Raw genomic sequence first — 13543 nt, 5'->3', positions numbered from 1 at the left:
CAAACATGAAGTGGTTTCAATATCTGCTTGTTAAACAGCCTTTTTTGTTTATGATGTTTACTGTTAATTTATTCGGAACGATTTATGGATATTATTGGTATAGATATCAGCTTTATGAGACACCGCCTATTTTTCTTCCGTTTGTCCCTGACAGTCCAACAGCGAGTCTTTTTTTCACAATCGTCATGCTCGGGTTTTTATTTAAGAAAAATCTCCCCCTGATTGAAGCCCTTGCCATTATTACTCTTTTTAAGTACGGTATTTGGGCAGTTGTGATGAACCTTCTGGTGCTTAATGAGACAGGTGTGCTTGATCCGGTCGGCTATATGCTCATTCTTTCTCATCTCGGAATGGCTGTTCAGGGGCTGCTGTATGCCCCATATTACAGATTCAAGGCATGGCATTTAATAGCTGCGGCTGTATGGACTCTGCATAACGAAATCATAGACTATGTGTTTGGCATGATGCCAAAATACAGTGTTCTGATGAATTATTTGCCTGAAATCGGATATTTTACATTTTGGCTGAGCCTTTTCTCCATTTATCTCGCATACCATTTTGTCGTAAGAAAGAATTCCCTTAAATTAAATTTTCTTTAACAGCAGACCGCCTTTTGATGTTCGAGTGAAAAAGGTGGTCTAACCTTGTCCACTTTTTCATACTTTTTTAGTAGAAGCTGTAGGAGGGACAAGGATGAAAAAAAGAAAAATGGTGATTGCGCTTTTCGTCATATTGATAGTCGCACTTCCTTATTGGGCTTTAGCTGATCATCAGGCAAATCACACAGGTGAATGGGAAGATTTAAATAAACTCTCAGATACAGCTCTTCAGCTGTCAAAGCAAAACCGTTTTGAAGAATCACTACAGCTTGTTGAGTATTTTCAAAGAGAGTTTGAAAAGACTTTAAAAGATGACGGCAGTATTTCAGCAAGAGATATTCGCACAATATCTGCATCACAGCAAACAGCAGCCAAAATGCTGCAGGAGACGGGCATAACTCCTGATGAGAAAGTTAGAGCGCTTATTCAGCTGAGACTTGTGGTGGATGCAGCAGCATCTGAGCATCAGCCTTTATGGAGCTCAATGGAAGAGCCCGTCATGTCGGCTTTTTCTCAAGTGAAGGGTGATGTGAAAATGGGAGATCATCAATCTTTTCAGCAGAACTGGGATGAATTTGTCTCTCTATATGAAACAGTCTATCCAAGCATGATGATGGATATCGATTCAGAACAGCTTAAGAGAATGGATGCCCATAGATCTGTTGTTGAAGATGCTATTTTCACACAAATTCCAGTAGAGTCTCAAGTAAATCAGCTTGCATTGATGGAGGAGGAATTGCAGAATTTGTTTAATCGGGTAAAAGAGGACGATGCAGATCCCTCATTATTGTGGGTTATGATTTCAACTGGCAGCATTATCTTTTTATCCCTTTCGTATACTGGATGGCGGAAGTACAGAGGCGAGAAGGATAAAGTGAATCGTGAACGTGATATGAATAAATAAAAAGCCTCCGGAAGAGGCTTTTTTGCTTGAATGGATTGTTTAAAATGTTTTAACGGTGAATCGGATTTTTATCCGCATCTAATGTAAATCCCTCGCCAAGCACATCGTGAACATCGCTTACTGCGACAAATGCATGGGGATCAACAGAGGTAATGACCGTTTTAAGGCGGACAATTTCATTTTTGCCGACCACACAATATAAAACGTTGCGGTCCATTTTAGTGAAAGAACCCTGACCTTTTAAGATGGTTACGCCTCGGTCCATCTCCTGCATGATTTTATCCGCAATCTCCCCGTTTCGCTCAGATATGATGGTGGCTCCTTTGGCTGCATAAGCACCTTCCTGCATAAAGTCAATGACTTTTGCCGCAATGAATACCGCCACTAATGTATACATCGCTTCCTTATAGGATAAATATGTGACAAGAGAGAGAGCAATGACTACAAAATCAAACATGAACATTGTTTTGCCCATGCTCACGCCTTTATATTTATGTACAAGTCGGGCAATGATGTCTACACCGCCTGTTGTTCCGCCGTATCTGAAGATGATTCCAAGCCCGACACCGATAAAAACTCCTGCAAATAAAGCGGCTAGAGTCAGGTCGTCTTTTAGCGGCATATTAATCTGGAATCGCTGAAACAGCCATAGAAAAACAGATAATGCGACAGTTCCTATTAGGGTATAGAGGAAGGTTGTCCTGCCAAGCAGTTTCCAGCCGATAAAAAAAATCGGAATGTTAAGCACGAGATTTGAAATGGAAGGGTCGATATTAAAAATAAAATATAAAAGCAGGGTAATTCCGGTAAAACCGCCTTCAGCCAAATTGTTCTGCATGTTAAAATGAACTAGACCAAACGCAAATATAGCTGATCCGAGTAAAATAAAGAAAATATTTCGTATTTTTAACTGATTGAACATGCTGTACATCATCCTCTGCTCTAAGTCTTAGCGATAATATTATAGATGATGGAAACAAAAGGTGCAATCTGAGCCTGAAACAATACCTGAAAATTTGTCAAAAAGGCTCTGACCCGCTAACATGGAAAGGAATAAAGAAGAGGTGATGAATCATGAGCAATAAAACGATAAAAGATCTTCAAAAAGAAGTTGACGCCTATATCGGGCAGTTTAAAGAAGGCTACTTCAGCCCGCTTGCCATGATGGCAAGGCTGACAGAAGAAATGGGCGAACTCGCCCGTGAAATAAATCATACATACGGTGAAAAACCAAAAAAGCATTCAGAACAGGAAAAAAAGATAGAGGAAGAAGCAGGCGACATTCTATTTGTGTTAATTTGTCTAGCCAATTCCTTAAATATTGATCTCGAAGAAGCTCATAATCTTGTGATGAAAAAATTTAATACTAGAGACAAAGACCGCTGGACAAAAAAAGATTCTTAAGGAGAAACAGAAATGGAAACAATCAAAATTGTAATTGCAGGGCCTAGGGGAAGAATGGGAAGAGAAGCAGTAAAGCTTGTAGAGGAAACAGCACACTTTTCTCTTGCCGGTGTAATTGATCACAAATATGAAGGACAAAAGCTCAGTGAAGCAGATGATTTTAATAGTGACGCCATTATCTACACAGATATTGAGAAATGCTTTTCCGAGACGAAGCCAGATGTTTTAATTGATTTAACAACACCTGAAATTGGAAAAATCCATACAAAGAAGGCACTTGAATATGGCGTAAGGCCTGTAGTGGGAACGACTGGCTTTTCGGAGGCAGATTTAAAAGAGCTTGAAGAGCTTACCGAAAACAGGGGGATTGGTGCCATTATCGCACCAAACTTTGCAATTGGAGCTATTTTAATGATGAAATTTTCACAAATGGCTGCAAAATACTTCAGCGACGTAGAAATCCTCGAAATGCATCATGATCAAAAGCTTGATGCACCGTCTGGAACAGGTCTTAAAACAGCCGAAATGATTTCAATGGTGAGAGAGGCAAAAGAACAGGGCCATCCTAACGAAGAAGAAACATTAAAGGGAGCAAGGGGAGCGAATTATCAGGGAATTCATGTTCACAGCATCCGTCTGCCTGGACTTGTCGCCCATCAGGAAGTTTTGTTTGGAGGGGACGGTCAGACATTGTCCATCCGTCACGATTCTTTTAATCGGGCATCCTTCATGTCTGGCGTAAAATTATGTGTGGAGCAGGTTATGAAACTTGATGTATTGGTTTACGGGCTTGAAAATTTAATCGACTAAAGGGGAATGTCTGATGAATATTGCACTCATAGCTCACGATAAGAAAAAAAATGATTTAATTCAATTTACGCTTGCTTATAAAGGAATCCTTGAGAAGCACAAGCTATATGCAACAGGTACCACCGGTTTTAAAGTATCTGAAGCTACCGGACTCAATATCCACCGTTTTCAATCAGGCCCTCTCGGGGGCGATCAGGAAATTGGAGCCTGCATCGCAAACAATGCAATGGATATGGTCATCTTTTTCCGAGATCCGCTGACAGCGCAGCCCCATGAACCTGATGTTACAGCTCTTATCCGTTTATGTGATGTATATGCCGTTCCGCTTGCGACAAACATGGGAACTGCTGAAATTCTTATTCATGGACTCGAACGCGGTGATATGACTTGGAGATCAATTGTAAATGACAAAGAAATCGATGACGACTATGGAAAAGAATAAACTTGATATCCTTGCCTTCGGAGCTCATCCTGATGATGCCGAAATCGGGATGGGTGGAACTCTTGCAAAATACGCAGAGCAGGGTTATAAAATTGGCATATGCGATTTAACAGAAGCTGAGCTTTCATCCAATGGAACGGTAGAGCTCAGACAGGAAGAAGCAGAACAGGCATCAAGTATTCTCGGCATACATAAACGGATTTTTCTCAACCTGCCTGACAGAGGACTATTCCTGAAAGAACAATATATTGAAAAGATCGTAACGATTATTCGGGAATATAAGCCGCGGCTTGTGTTTGTTCCGTGGTTCGAAGATCGCCATCCCGATCATGGAAATTGTGCGAAATTGGTGGAAGAAGCGAGCTTTTCAGCAGGTGTGAAAAAGGTAAGGGAACCCGGCGGTCTTATGCCTCATCGGGTAAACCGCCTCTACTATTACATGATTAATGGGTATCACAAGCCTGATTTTGTTGTGGATATAACAGATACTATGGAGAAAAAACTCGCTAGTTTAAGAGCATATGAAAGTCAGTTTATTAAAAGTGATGCTTCATTAATCACGCCATTAATTAATGGTTATATAGAAAGTGTTGAGAGCCGTGAGCGCTTATTCGGCAAAGAGGCAGGCGTTAAGTACGCAGAGGGATTTTTAACAAAATCCCCGATTTTGCTCGACAAAGATTTAATAGGTGACAGTTTATGAAGAAATTAAAAATAGGCATAACCTGCTACCCTACAGTGGGCGGTTCAGGCGTGGTGGCAACGGAGCTTGGAAAAAAACTGGCTGAAAATGGACATGAGATACATTTTGTCACAACTAGCAGACCGTTCCGATTAAACAAAATGTATCATAATATTTTTTTCCATGAAGTAGATGTTAATCAGTACTCTGTCTTTAAACATCCGCCGTACGATCTTGCCCTTGCAAGTAAAATGGCAGAAGTAGCAAAGCGGGAAGAACTGGACCTGTTTCATGTCCACTATGCTGTTCCTCATGCCATTTGCGCGCACCTGGCCAAACAAATGACAGGTGATCATCTGAAGATTGTCACTACTCTGCATGGTACGGATATTACGGTTTTGGGACATGATTTATCCCTTTCAAATATGATCAAGTTTGGCATTGAAGCATCTGATGCTGTTACAGCTGTATCTAGAGCACTCGCTGACCAAACCTATGATCTGCTGAACCCTGATAAAAAAATTCAGACCGTTTATAATTTTATTGATGAACGCATTTATCAAAAACAGAACGCTGATCATTTAAAAAGGGAGTACGGAATTTCAGAAGACGAAAAGGTCATTATCCATGTCTCTAATTTCCGGCAGGTGAAACGTGTTCAGGATGTTGTCCGTGTGTTTGCACGTGTTTTAGACAACGTAAAATCAAAGCTTCTGCTTGTAGGCGACGGACCTGAAATGACATCTGTGTGCAAGCTTGTCAGGGAACTTGGAGTCGAAAAAAACGTCCTATTTCTTGGAAAGCAAAATCACTTGGAAGAGTTATATTCCATTAGTGATGTAAAGCTCCTTCTCTCTGAAAAAGAGAGCTTTGGACTTGTGCTCTTAGAGGCAATGGCCTGCGGAGTTCCTTGTGTTGCGACAAACATTGGAGGCATTCCTGAAGTAATTAGAGACGGAATGTCCGGTTTCTTATGTGACGTAGGAGATATTAAAACGATCACTGAGAAAACAACTTCTATTCTGACGGACAAACAGCTGCACAGCCGAATGGCTTCAGAATCGATGAGAGTTGCAAAGGAAGAGTTTCATTCAAGCATTATTGTCAAACAGTATGAGGCTCTGTATTATAGTCTCCTTTCTTCAGGTGAGCGGGATGAATAAAGAATTTCAAGAGGCTCTTCCTGTTTTAAAAAGGTTAAAAGAACATGGTTTTGATGCTTATTTTGTCGGCGGTTCTGTAAGAGATCAGCTGCTTAAAAAAGAAATAAAAGATGTAGATATCGCATCGTCTGCAACCCCGGAACAAGTTAAAGCTCTATTTGAGAAAACAATTGATATTGGTTCAGAGCATGGAACAATCATTGTAATTGTCAATGGCATCCATTATGAAATTACGACTTTCAGAACAGAGTCTGCTTATGAAGACAACCGCAGACCAACAGGGGTCACATTTGTATCTTCCCTGAAAGAAGATTTGAAAAGACGGGATTTTACTGTAAATGCAATGGCGATGGATGATGCAGGAACCATTATTGATTTTTTTCAAGGCAAAGAACATGCCGAAGCTAAGATAATTACCACAGTCGGCAGTCCGCATGAGCGTTTTTCCGAAGATGCGTTAAGAATCATGAGAGCGGTCAGATTTGTCAGCCAGCTAGGGTTTTCTTTAAGCAGAGAAACACTAGATGCAATATGCGAAAAAGTGCCATTGCTTGAAAATATATCTGTCGAGCGAAAAACGGCAGAGTTTGAAAAAATCATGGCAGGTGAAGGAAGCGGAGAAGCGATGAAGCTTGTAGCGGATACAGGCATCATCGATTACCTTCCAGGTTTAGAAGGGAAAAAACAGCAGCTGCTGAATGCCAGTATTCTGCCAATCAGCGGCTTGTCTTCAAATGAAGAACGATGGACGGCATTGCTGGATGTATTAGAAATAAGCAGCATTGAAGCATTTTTAAAGAAATGGAAGCTTTCAAACCGACAAATCGGGATGATCGCAAAAAACATCTTTTATTTGCAGAAACGCAAGGAGGGTGATTTGACAAGGCAGTCCGTATACGAGGCAGGCTTGCCATGCACTCTTGAAGTGGAAGCCGTTTATTGTTTAATAAAAGGAGAAACGATGTCAAAAGGGCTAATCGCAGAACTACAGGCATTCTATAAAAATCTGCCGATTCACTCTAAAAATGAACTCGCGATTGGCGGAGCTGACCTGATGCAGTTCAGCAGTCAAAAGCCTGGCCCGTGGATGGGTGAGTTACTTAAAAAGATTGAGCTCGCCGTTGTGAACGATGAAGTCGAAAACAGCAAGGAAGCTATTAAGGAGATGTTAAGATCGTGCAATCTGATCTAAGAACACGATTGTTGCAGGCTTTTTCAGAAGCTGAAGGTGAATTTCTATCCGGTCAAAAACTAAGTGAAACACTTGGCTGCTCAAGAACGGCAGTCTGGAAACATATTGAAGATTTAAGAAGTGAAGGGTATGAGCTTGAGGCTGTGAGAAAGCGAGGCTACAGGATCACTTATAAGCCTGACAAAATCAGCGGAAATGAAATACAGCTTGGACTGAAGACAGAGTTTATGGGCCGTCATATCCATTTTGAAGAGGTTCTTTCTTCGACGCAAAAAATTGCCCACACATTAGCTGGGGATGGAGCGAAGGAAGGAACAATTGTCGTAGCGGATCAGCAGACAAGCGGGAGAGGCAGACTGGCAAGAGCATGGTATTCTCCGAAGCAGACAGGTATTTGGATGAGCATGATTCTAAGACCAAAGATTCCGATTAACAAAACCCCTCAATTAACGCTGCTGACTGCTGTCGCACTAATCCAGGCGATTGAAGAAGTGACAGGCCTCACACCAGAAATCAAGTGGCCGAATGATATTCTCATAAACGGCAAAAAAATTGTCGGCATCCTGACGGAACTTCAGGCAGAAGCAGACAGAGTGCATTCCGTGATCATCGGTGTCGGTATGAATGTCAATCACACTTTGGATCAATTTCCCGAGGAGCTGCAGGCAACCGCAACTTCCATTGCTGCAGAAACAGGTGAGCAAGCGGACAGAGCACAGGTTATTCAGGCCATAATGATGAATTTTGAAAAGCTCTATACCAGCTATTTAGTTCATGGATTTAAACCTGTAAAGCTGCTATGGGAAAGCTATGCCATCAGCCTGAATAAAAATCTGATTGCAAGAACCCTTCAGGGCACAATTCGCGGGCGTGCCATCGGAATAGATGATGAAGGTGTGCTGCTTCTTGAAACAAACGAAGGCAACATTGAAAAAATATATTCTGCCGATATCGAAATTCAGTCATAGTAAGTTTTAGCCAATATTATTACTTTAACATGAGCCTAATAAAGTGGCTTCCCGTTTTATTTTCTGTTATAATTCTTGTCGGGTAGTATCCTTATTTGGAACTGCACCTGCACTAAGTTTTCTTACAATTTTAATAAAAGTTCTGCCTTGATCCGGAATGCGGACTGGGACAGAGGGATGAACAGCTGGCTGGATATGATGAGTATAATCCTTCTTCCTATTTGAAGAAGGTTTTTTCATGTCTTTTCGGTTACGAAATTCCTCTGCAATTAATGGGAGGGGAAAAAATGAAGACAAGATTAGATTTTATGAAAATGAAGCAGCAGCATGAACCGATAGTGATGCTAACAGCATACGATTTTCCTTCAGCTAAGCTTGCAGAAGAGTCTGGAGTGGATATGATTTTAGTCGGTGATTCCCTTGGCATGGTTGTACTCGGGTATGATTCTACAGTGCCGGTTACAGTAAGTGATATGATTCATCACACAAAGGCTGTCAAAAGAGGTGCGCCTTCTACTTTCATTGTGACAGATATGCCTTTTATGTCGTATCACTTTTCAAAAGAGCAATCTTTAAAAAATGCAGCTGAAATAATGCAGCAAAGCGGGGCGCATGCAGTAAAGGTTGAAGGTGCTGATGATGTGCTTGTTATTATTGAAGCGCTTACAAACGCGGGGGTGCCTGTCGTTGCCCATTTAGGGCTTACTCCTCAGTCAGTTGGTGTACTTGGCGGTTATAAGGTACAGGCAAAAGATGCAGAAAGTGCAAAAAAATTAATTCATGACGCAAAACAGTGCGAAGAAGCAGGCGCAATTGCATTAGTGCTTGAATGTGTTCCAAAACAGCTTGCTTCAGAAATTTCAAATAGATTAAATATACCTGTCATCGGAATCGGTGCAGGAGCAGAAACAGATGGACAGGTGCTTGTTTATCATGATGTACTGGGATACGGTGTGAACCGTGTGCCGAAATTTGTTAAGCAATACACGAACATCGGCGGTCAAATAAAAACTTCTTTGAATGAATACGTACAAGAGGTAAAAAGCAGACACTTTCCTGAGCAAAAACATACCTTCACGATGAAGGATGATGAACTTCAGTCCTTATATGGAGGTACGCAATCTAAATGAAAATCATTACTACGATAAATGAACTGCAGCAGACAATGAAAGTCCATAAGAAATCACAGCAGACGATCGGCTTTGTCCCAACCATGGGCTTTCTTCATGAAGGGCATTTGAAATTAATGCAAGAAGCAAGAAGCCAGAATGAAATTATGATCATCAGCATTTTCGTAAATCCACTGCAATTTGGAGAGAATGAGGATTTTGATTCCTATCCGAGAAATATAGAGAGGGATTCACAGCTTGCAAAAGAGGCGGGGGCTGATTATATCTTTGCCCCATCAGTTAACGAAATGTACAAAGACGAGCCTTCCGTTACAGTAAAAGTGGAAAAGCGGACTGACGTTTTATGCGGAAAATCAAGAGCTGGCCACTTTGACGGAGTAGCAACGGTGCTGACCAAGCTTTTTAACCTGGTTGGTCCTGACCGTGCCTATTTCGGAATGAAGGATGCTCAGCAGGTAGCGGTTGTCAGCGGGCTCATTTCAGACTTTCATTTCCCTGTTGAGCTTGTTCCGATTCAGACAGTAAGGGAAGAGGATGGCCTTGCAAAAAGCTCCCGAAACGTTTATCTATCTGCAGAAGAAAGAAAACAGGCCCCGCATCTTTATAAAGCCCTGCAGACAGGAAGAGAAATGATGCTTAAAGGGGAAAAATCAGCAGAAACGGTCATTGAATCAGTGACATCCTATCTGTCAGCTCATACAGATGGCGTGATAGATTATGTCGAGATCTATTCTTATCCTGAACTTAAGGCATTGGCGGAATTGAAGGGGGAGGTTATCCTCGCAATTGCAGTCAAGTTTACAAAAGCCAGGCTTATTGATAATATTACAATCGATTTAAATGATAACGAATGAAATTTAGATAGAAAACAGCTGTGGAGGAGATTTTAATGTTTCGTACAATGATGAAGGGAAAAATTCATCGTGCAAGAGTCACTGAAGCAAACTTGAATTATGTCGGCAGCATCACAATTGATGAAGATATTCTGGAGGCCGTTGATATGCTTCCTAATGAAAAGGTTCAAATCGTCAACAACAATAATGGCGCACGATTTGAAACATATATTATCCCTGGTCCGCGAGGGTCTGGCGTTGTTTGCCTGAATGGGGCAGCAGCAAGGCTTGTTCAAGAAGATGATGTCGTCATAATAATTTCATATGCAATGGTCGCTGAGGAAAAAGTTCATGATCATAAACCCAAGGTTGCCATCATGAATGAAAAAAATCAGATTGTCGAACTCCTCGGTCAGGAGCCTGCGGCAACCATCCTATAAAAATTTTAAAAAATCCCCCGATTATTGGGGGATTTTGCTTTATAAGTGGTAAAATAACGTTATTGGTTTTTCGATTAATTGAGGTGTATCAAAATGAAACAAAGATTTGTTGTAATAGATGTTGAAACGACTGGCAATTCTCCAAAGAAAGGGGATCGAATTATTCAGCTTGCAGCTGTGGTGATTGAAAACGGCAAAGTGGCAGAGCGTTTTTCAAGCTTTGTCAATCCACTGAAGCCAATCCCTCATTTTATTGAGCAATTAACCGGTATTTCAAATGAAATGGTAAAGGATGCAGCCCCGTTTGAAGACATTGCTGAAAGAGTCTCTGCTCTTTTAAGTGATGCTTATTTCGTGGCGCATAACGTTCATTTTGATCTTTCCTTTATACAAGAAGAACTCGAGCGGAGCGGGCTGCAGAGATTTACTGGACCTGTGCTTGACACTGTTGAGCTATCAAGGATTGTTTTTCCGGGAGCAGACAGCTATAAATTGTCTGAGCTGTGCGAAGAGCTGAACATCAGGCATGACAATCCCCATCGTGCCGACAGCGATGCTGAGGTAACTGGGGAGCTGTTTGTACATATTCTTAAAAAACTAGTCGGGCTGCCTCCTGCCACTCTTCAAGCGCTGAAGCGTTTATCACGTTCGTTTATCAGCGATATTGAAGATGTACTTGAGGATATCATATCTGAGAGGCTGCTTAACCTTAGTGAACCTGAGCATATTGAAGTCTTTCGCTCAATTGCAATTAAAAAACATTCCAAACAGGCTCATGATCATGATAGCAGGCTTACAGAGGATTTTCAGGCCTTTTCGGATCGGCTGATGAGCAGAAACGGCCCAATTGCAGGACAATTTCAGCAGTATGAAGTGCGGACAGAGCAAGTGAAAATGATGAAGGAAATTTATGAGTCCTTTCAATCTCATCAGCATGCGTTAATAGAAGCGGGTACAGGAACCGGAAAAACGCTTGCCTATTTAATCCCGGTCATTTATTACGCAATGTCAGAAAGAAAAAGTGTATTAGTCAGTACATATACGAACGCTTTGCAGCAGCAGGTCATGGCAAAAGAATTTCCAATGCTCCGGAAAGCCATCGATCAGCCCTTCCATATGGCCGTTCTTAAAGGCAAGTCGCATTATTTATGCCTGCGTAAATTCGAAAAATACCTGCACGAAGATGATTACAACTACGATAATATTTTAACCAAATCACAGCTCTTAATATGGCTGACTGAAACAGAGACAGGGGACTTTGATGAACTGAATTTGCCTTCTGGCGGGAAGTTGCTCTGGCAAAGACTTCATTATGATGAGAAATCATCAAATTCAGATAAAAATCCCTGGCTGTCGCGCTGCTTTTTCAAAAGAGCATATGAAAACGCCAAAAAAGCGGATGTTGTAATAACCAATCACAATCTTTTGCTTTCAAGCATCTCATCATCAAGTCATTTACTTGATGATGTAGAGGAAGTGATCATTGATGAGGCACATCATTTTGAGAGAATCGCATGCGAACATTTAGGTACAAGAATGCACTATTTAACCCTGCAGGCTTTAACAAATCAGCTTGGAAACCTGTATACAAACGGCTTGCTTCGAAGAACTCAGGATCTTTTTTCGAAAAATGGGTTAAATGATGCCTTTCTTGAGATGGATGCCATCTTAAAACAGCTCGTTGAAGACAATGGAGTGCTGTTCAGCACCCTGCACAGCTACGTCCTTCAAAATGAAAAAGAAGTGCAGACGAACAGGATCACTCATCGTTTTAAACATAACCAAAAGCAGAGCAGAAAATGGCTTGCCATTTTAGAGGTGGCAGCAAGAGTGAAATTTCAGCTCCATGATTTAATGAAAATCATGAATAAACAAAAAGAAGATTTTCACAAGATAAAAAATGAAGAAGAATCTTTTATTCTTTATGAATACTTTGCCGTGCTTGATAAATTCGGGGATGCATACAAGGATTTGGACACACTTTTTTTCAAAGAACAATTAGAAGCTGTCAAATGGATAGAAATCGAATCAAGAGGTGCCAAAAACGCTGTCAGTGTCTATTCACAGCCCGTTTCTGTATCTGAACAATTGGCAGATGGATTTTTCGCAGAGATGAAAAGCGTGATTCTGACATCAGCTACCCTGACTGTAGATCATTCATTTGATTACATGATCAGAGAACTTGGTCTTGCGGATTATTATCCGAAGACATTTATAATAAAATCGCCGTTTGAATATAAAAAACAGGCAAAATTAATGATTCCTTCAGATTTTCCGGCTGTGCAGCATGTGACACTTGATGAATACACGGCAGCTATTGCTAAAAATGTTTCAACAATTGCTAAGGCCACAAAAGGAAAGCTGCTCGTATTGTTTACGGCTTATGACATGCTGAAAAAAACAAATCTGCTCTTAAAAGCCGATTCGAGCCTGGAAGATTTTATGATCATGGGTCAGGGAGGCGGCAGCATTTCAAAGCTGACAAAGAATTTCCGTCAATTTGATCAGGCTATTCTTCTTGGAACGAGCACTTTTTGGGAAGGCATGGATTTCCCAGGTGATGAACTGACAACTTTGATTATCGTCAGACTTCCATTTTCTCCGCCGGATGATCCAGTTGTTGCAGCAAAATGCGAACAGATCACAAAGCAGGGGGAAAATGCTTTTTACAACTATTCACTTCCTGAAGCAATCCTGAAATTTAAACAGGGATTCGGCAGACTGATCAGGACGGAGAGAGATAAAGGACTGCTCTTTGTATTTGATAAGCGAATAATAGAAGCAAAGTACGGCAGACACTTTATTGCATCTTTGCCGTCCATAGATGTCCATGTAGAAACTATGGAGCGCCTTCATAATGAAATTGTCCGCTGGAATAATAATGAATGACGGCGTCACGCATTAGTTTGTTCAGGGCCAAAAAAATGTGAAACTTACAAAAATAGGCATATAAAAAAAAGCCTGTGCGAGCAGCAC

The 13543-nt window shown here is 41.1% G+C and carries 14 protein-coding genes; 13 read left to right on the top strand and 1 reads right to left on the bottom strand.

Features of this window, described 5'->3' with window-relative positions; translation table 11 throughout:
* Positions 1–5: 5 nt before the first annotated feature.
* Together lhaT and ypjB are read left to right on the top strand one after the other, a co-directional pair.
* The gene (gene lhaT, locus K8L98_RS16385; protein WP_223436252.1) at positions 6–599 is read left to right on the top strand and encodes a lipoprotein heptaprenylglyceryl N-acetyltransferase LhaT; all 594 of its coding nucleotides are present in this window, start codon (positions 6–8) and stop codon (positions 597–599) included.
* A 94-nt stretch (positions 600–693) separates the two neighbouring features.
* The gene (gene ypjB, locus K8L98_RS16380) at positions 694–1503 is read left to right on the top strand and encodes a sporulation protein YpjB (protein WP_223436251.1); all 810 of its coding nucleotides are present in this window, start codon (positions 694–696) and stop codon (positions 1501–1503) included.
* 49 nt (positions 1504–1552) lie between these two features.
* On the opposite strand, the gene K8L98_RS16375 is transcribed toward ypjB, so the two are convergent.
* A complete protein-coding gene (locus K8L98_RS16375) occupies positions 1553–2425 on the bottom strand; it encodes a YitT family protein (protein ID WP_223436249.1) in 873 nt (290 codons plus the stop codon).
* A gap of 152 nt (positions 2426–2577) precedes the next feature.
* Here K8L98_RS16375 and K8L98_RS16370 point away from each other — a divergent pair, with 152 nt between their 5' ends.
* The 11 genes from K8L98_RS16370 to dinG all read left to right on the top strand — a co-directional run bounded on the left by K8L98_RS16370 (position 2578) and on the right by dinG (position 13456).
* Positions 2578–2907 (top strand): nucleotide pyrophosphohydrolase, encoded by a 330-nt coding sequence (locus K8L98_RS16370; RefSeq protein ID WP_223436247.1) that lies wholly within the window; start codon positions 2578–2580, stop codon positions 2905–2907.
* Between the two features lie 12 nt (positions 2908–2919).
* A complete protein-coding gene (dapB, locus tag K8L98_RS16365) occupies positions 2920–3717 on the top strand; it encodes a 4-hydroxy-tetrahydrodipicolinate reductase (RefSeq protein WP_223436244.1) in 798 nt (265 codons plus the stop codon).
* A 13-nt stretch (positions 3718–3730) separates the two neighbouring features.
* Positions 3731–4159, top strand: a complete 429-nt coding sequence (gene mgsA / locus K8L98_RS16360) for a methylglyoxal synthase (protein WP_223436242.1) — start codon at positions 3731–3733, stop codon at positions 4157–4159.
* Complete coding sequence (gene bshB1 / locus K8L98_RS16355) at positions 4122–4862, top strand: bacillithiol biosynthesis deacetylase BshB1 (RefSeq protein ID WP_223436240.1); 741 nt, start codon at positions 4122–4124, stop codon at positions 4860–4862. Before mgsA ends, bshB1 begins: the two co-directional genes overlap by 38 nt.
* Entirely contained in the window at positions 4859–6004 is a 1146-nt protein-coding gene (bshA, locus tag K8L98_RS16350; RefSeq protein ID WP_223436238.1) for an N-acetyl-alpha-D-glucosaminyl L-malate synthase BshA, read from the top strand. Before bshB1 ends, bshA begins: the two co-directional genes overlap by 4 nt.
* The gene (locus K8L98_RS16345) at positions 5997–7196 is read left to right on the top strand and encodes a CCA tRNA nucleotidyltransferase (RefSeq protein ID WP_223436236.1); all 1200 of its coding nucleotides are present in this window, start codon (positions 5997–5999) and stop codon (positions 7194–7196) included. The genes bshA and K8L98_RS16345 overlap by 8 nt, the downstream gene beginning before the upstream one ends.
* A complete protein-coding gene (locus K8L98_RS16340) occupies positions 7181–8164 on the top strand; it encodes a biotin--[acetyl-CoA-carboxylase] ligase (RefSeq protein ID WP_223436234.1) in 984 nt (327 codons plus the stop codon). Before K8L98_RS16345 ends, K8L98_RS16340 begins: the two co-directional genes overlap by 16 nt.
* Before the next feature lie 287 nt (positions 8165–8451).
* On the top strand, positions 8452–9294 hold the full coding sequence (gene panB / locus K8L98_RS16335) for a 3-methyl-2-oxobutanoate hydroxymethyltransferase (protein WP_223436232.1): 843 nt from the start codon (positions 8452–8454) through the stop codon (positions 9292–9294).
* Positions 9291–10148 carry a pantoate--beta-alanine ligase gene (gene panC / locus K8L98_RS16330; protein ID WP_223436230.1) on the top strand — a complete coding sequence of 286 codons (858 nt, stop codon included), beginning with the start codon at positions 9291–9293 and terminating at the stop codon, positions 10146–10148. Before panB ends, panC begins: the two co-directional genes overlap by 4 nt.
* A 35-nt stretch (positions 10149–10183) precedes the next feature.
* Complete coding sequence (panD, locus tag K8L98_RS16325; RefSeq protein ID WP_223436228.1) at positions 10184–10567, top strand: aspartate 1-decarboxylase; 384 nt, start codon at positions 10184–10186, stop codon at positions 10565–10567.
* A 93-nt stretch (positions 10568–10660) separates the two neighbouring features.
* Positions 10661–13456, top strand: coding sequence for an ATP-dependent DNA helicase DinG (gene dinG, locus K8L98_RS16320; protein ID WP_223436226.1), 2796 nt, complete (start codon positions 10661–10663; stop codon positions 13454–13456).
* The last annotated feature ends 87 nt before the right edge of the window (positions 13457–13543 follow it).

Source organism: Metabacillus dongyingensis, assembly GCF_019933155.2.
Classification (GTDB): Bacteria; Bacillota; Bacilli; order Bacillales; family Bacillaceae; genus Bacillus_P; species Bacillus_P dongyingensis.
This window is presented reverse-complemented; position numbering and strand designations above follow the sequence as displayed.

Excerpts from the sequence above, each read along its gene's own strand:
- K8L98_RS16370 (WP_223436247.1), top strand. The coding sequence starts at position 2,578 with ATGAGCAATAAAACGATAAAAGATCTTCAAAAAGAAGTTGACGCCTAT.
- panC (WP_223436230.1), top strand. The coding sequence starts at position 9,291 with ATGAAAATCATTACTACGATAAATGAACTGCAGCAGACAATGAAAGTC.
- bshB1 (WP_223436240.1), top strand. The coding sequence starts at position 4,122 with ATGACAAAGAAATCGATGACGACTATGGAAAAGAATAAACTTGATATC.
- ypjB (WP_223436251.1), top strand. The coding sequence starts at position 694 with ATGAAAAAAAGAAAAATGGTGATTGCGCTTTTCGTCATATTGATAGTC.
- lhaT (WP_223436252.1), top strand. The coding sequence starts at position 6 with ATGAAGTGGTTTCAATATCTGCTTGTTAAACAGCCTTTTTTGTTTATG.
- dinG (WP_223436226.1), top strand. The coding sequence starts at position 10,661 with ATGAAACAAAGATTTGTTGTAATAGATGTTGAAACGACTGGCAATTCT.
- K8L98_RS16345 (WP_223436236.1), top strand. The coding sequence starts at position 5,997 with ATGAATAAAGAATTTCAAGAGGCTCTTCCTGTTTTAAAAAGGTTAAAA.
- mgsA (WP_223436242.1), top strand. The coding sequence starts at position 3,731 with ATGAATATTGCACTCATAGCTCACGATAAGAAAAAAAATGATTTAATT.
- K8L98_RS16375 (WP_223436249.1), bottom strand. The coding sequence starts at position 2,425 with ATGTTCAATCAGTTAAAAATACGAAATATTTTCTTTATTTTACTCGGA.
- panD (WP_223436228.1), top strand. The coding sequence starts at position 10,184 with ATGTTTCGTACAATGATGAAGGGAAAAATTCATCGTGCAAGAGTCACT.
- panB (WP_223436232.1), top strand. The coding sequence starts at position 8,452 with ATGAAGACAAGATTAGATTTTATGAAAATGAAGCAGCAGCATGAACCG.
- dapB (WP_223436244.1), top strand. The coding sequence starts at position 2,920 with ATGGAAACAATCAAAATTGTAATTGCAGGGCCTAGGGGAAGAATGGGA.
- bshA (WP_223436238.1), top strand. The coding sequence starts at position 4,859 with ATGAAGAAATTAAAAATAGGCATAACCTGCTACCCTACAGTGGGCGGT.